At 50.3% G+C, this 2,463-nt stretch carries 3 protein-coding genes, 1 tRNA gene and 1 pseudogene; 2 read left to right on the top strand and 3 right to left on the bottom strand.

Annotated elements, in window-relative coordinates; translation table 11 throughout:
* The 3 genes and pseudogenes from ACS72_RS00630 to ACS72_RS17185 all read right to left on the bottom strand — a co-directional run.
* Positions 1 to 359, bottom strand: a pseudogene (locus tag ACS72_RS00630) (DNA-directed RNA polymerase subunit beta'); the annotation flags it as partial.
* Positions 360 to 663: 304 nt separating this feature from the next.
* Positions 664 to 894, bottom strand: a complete 231-nt coding sequence (locus ACS72_RS00620; RefSeq protein WP_283936046.1) for a helix-turn-helix transcriptional regulator — start codon at positions 892 to 894, stop codon at positions 664 to 666.
* Positions 895 to 1,195: 301 nt separating this feature from the next.
* Entirely contained in the window at positions 1,196 to 1,672 is a 477-nt protein-coding gene (locus ACS72_RS17185) for a nucleoside triphosphate pyrophosphatase (protein ID WP_212771672.1), read from the bottom strand.
* A 9-nt stretch (positions 1,673 to 1,681) separates the two neighbouring features.
* Between ACS72_RS17185 and ACS72_RS00605 the strand changes: the two genes are divergently transcribed.
* Together ACS72_RS00605 and ACS72_RS00600 are read left to right on the top strand one after the other, a co-directional pair.
* Positions 1,682 to 1,757 (top strand) — tRNA-Ala (locus ACS72_RS00605).
* A 161-nt stretch (positions 1,758 to 1,918) separates the two neighbouring features.
* Entirely contained in the window at positions 1,919 to 2,341 is a 423-nt protein-coding gene (locus tag ACS72_RS00600; RefSeq protein ID WP_283936045.1) for a cation:proton antiporter, read from the top strand.
* Positions 2,342 to 2,463: the final 122 nt, after the last annotated feature.

The following is a 2,463-nucleotide window of genomic DNA, read 5'->3' as shown; positions in this document are numbered from 1 at the left end:
AGCGTAGGGGCACGGTTCAACAGAACCGGATGCTCCTTGATTACTTCTTCAAGAACATCCCATACTTCAGGACTTACACGCTCAACTTTACGTTTCGCGCTCTTGATGTTGTGGGCAAGCCCTTTATTTACAAGCTCTTTCATAACAAAAGGCTTGAACAATTCAAGTGCCATATCTTTTGGCAGACCACACTGATACATTTTCAGGTAAGGTCCAACAACGATAACGGAACGACCAGAATAGTCAACCCGTTTACCGAGCAAGTTTTGACGGAAACGTCCTTGTTTACCTTTCAGCATGTGGCTGAGAGATTTCAATGGACGGTTACCAGGACCCGTTACCGGGCGTCCACGACGACCATAATTTCGTATCATCATTCCAGGCCCGCAAATAACTCATCTGTACCGCCGGTTCATACTTCCCGTCTTGCAGAGCAAGTGGTGCAGCGGCTTCCTTCGTTGGTTCTTCCTTGGCCCCCGAACTGCATGCCGTTACAGCAACCATCGTTATTGCGAGCAATGCCGTCATCATTTTTCTATACATGAACTAACCCCTCCTCAGGTAACTTGGATACCCTTATGTGCCAAATGCACCTTACATGAAAAGGATAGTGCAGCCGGGGAGGCAAACATATATCACAATTTCAATGTTCATATTGATTTGTTAACCGTTCCGAAAATCTTGCGGGGTCAGTCCATAATGTTTGCGGAACACCTGAATGAAATAAGGCGTGTTGTTGTACCCTACTTCCTGACCGACTTCATAGATCTTCATCGCCGTATGCTTGAGCAAGTGAACCGCACGTTCCATTCTGGAACGGATAATATAATCACTAATGCCTTCACCTGTGGATTGTTTGTACATTTTCGACAGATATACCGGGTGCAGATGCACCTCTCCGGCAAGGCGTACGCATTTTTTGTCATCTTTCGCCTCTTGCAAAGTTCGCTCATATTAAACAGCAGTATTCAGTGGTTTATGTGCCAGGATTGTTTGACCAGTGCCGAGTTTGGATAAGGAGTGTAAGTTATGGAACTTAGGCTAATTATGTGTCAGGAATCTGTCCACTTATGGGCGGCTAAAGGCGTACGCATTTTTTGTCATCTTTCGCCTCTTGCAAAGTTCGCTCATATTAAACAGCAGTATTCATTGGTTTATGTGCCAGGGTTGAGTACCCCGTCCCCAGATTACATAGTCATGGTAAGTTATGTAGCTTAAGCAATTTATGTGTCAGGAATCTGTCCACTTCTGGGCGGCTAAAGGCGTACGCATTTTTTGTCATCTTTCGCCTCTTGCAAAGGCTGTACCCGGCGCTCTCCAGCAGCGCGCGCGTTTCGAAGACGGGCAGGCCGACCACGCCCGAATGGCTGCCGGCGAGGTAGCGGACAAAGGCCTCGGCCTTGCCCTGGATGGCATAGCCGCCTGCCTTGCCCATGCCTTCGCCGCAGGCGACGTACCAGTCGATCTCGGCCTGGTTCAGCCGCTTGAAGGCGACGACCGTGTCCGAGATGCGGGTGCGTGCCTTGCCGTCGGCGCCGATCAGGCAGACGGCGGACAGGCAATGGTGGCGCCGGCCCGAGAGCAGGGCGAGCATGCGGCGCAGATCCGCCTCGTCCTCGGGCTTGGCGAGGATGCGACGGCCGACCGCGATGGTGGTGTCGCCCGCGAGCACTGATAAGCTGGGGACTTAGCTTAGTTGGTAGAGCGCCTGCTTTGCACGCAGGAGGTCAGGAGTTCGACTCTCCTAGTCTCCACCACTCATTGCGATGCAATGAGTTAAACATTAAGCAAACGAACTGATAGCTTATAGAGCTTAGTGATTAAGTTGCGTATAATGCGCGGCATTGTTATTAAGCTCTGTGATTTATCACAGTTGACTGTAGTCCGACGAGGATACAGTGAAGGCGAATCAAGACATGTGAGTCGGATTGAACATCAGATCATGCCTTTCAAAGATTTTTTTGGTGCAATTTTCTTCTTCAGTTTTGGCCTGACCATCGAGCCGGCTTCACTTGGCGGAGCTGTTGGGATGACGATTATTGCCGTTATTCTGACGATTGCCAGTAACTATGGTGCAGGTATGATCGCTGGCAGACTGGCTGGAATGAGCCCTAAGGCCTCGTTGAATGTGGGCTTTACCCTGGTCTCCCGGGGCGAATTCTCCATTATCATGGCGAACATCGGCAAGGCCGGAGGGCTGATGGCATCCATCCAATCGTTTGCCGTGTTGTATGTGTTAATTCTGGCTGTGCTGGGGCCTATCCTGACCAAAGAATCTCCGCGGATTTACGCATCGTATGCGCGGCTAAGGAAGCGGATGAAACGAAGGGAAACAGGTTGAGTCAAACGCTGTCTGCCCTAGGACAGATAGGGTATTCTGACCGTAGTGTTTAATAGGCGCCACACCATTTGGAGAGCGAAATTACTCCGGGGTGTGGCGTTTTTTTATTACGGGGAACCCAT

Source organism: Acinetobacter sp. VT 511 (genome assembly GCF_001077515.1).
GTDB lineage: Bacteria > Pseudomonadota > Gammaproteobacteria > Pseudomonadales > Moraxellaceae > Acinetobacter > Acinetobacter schindleri.
Note: the sequence above shows the minus strand (reverse complement) of the source record. Positions and strands in the feature narration are given on the sequence as shown.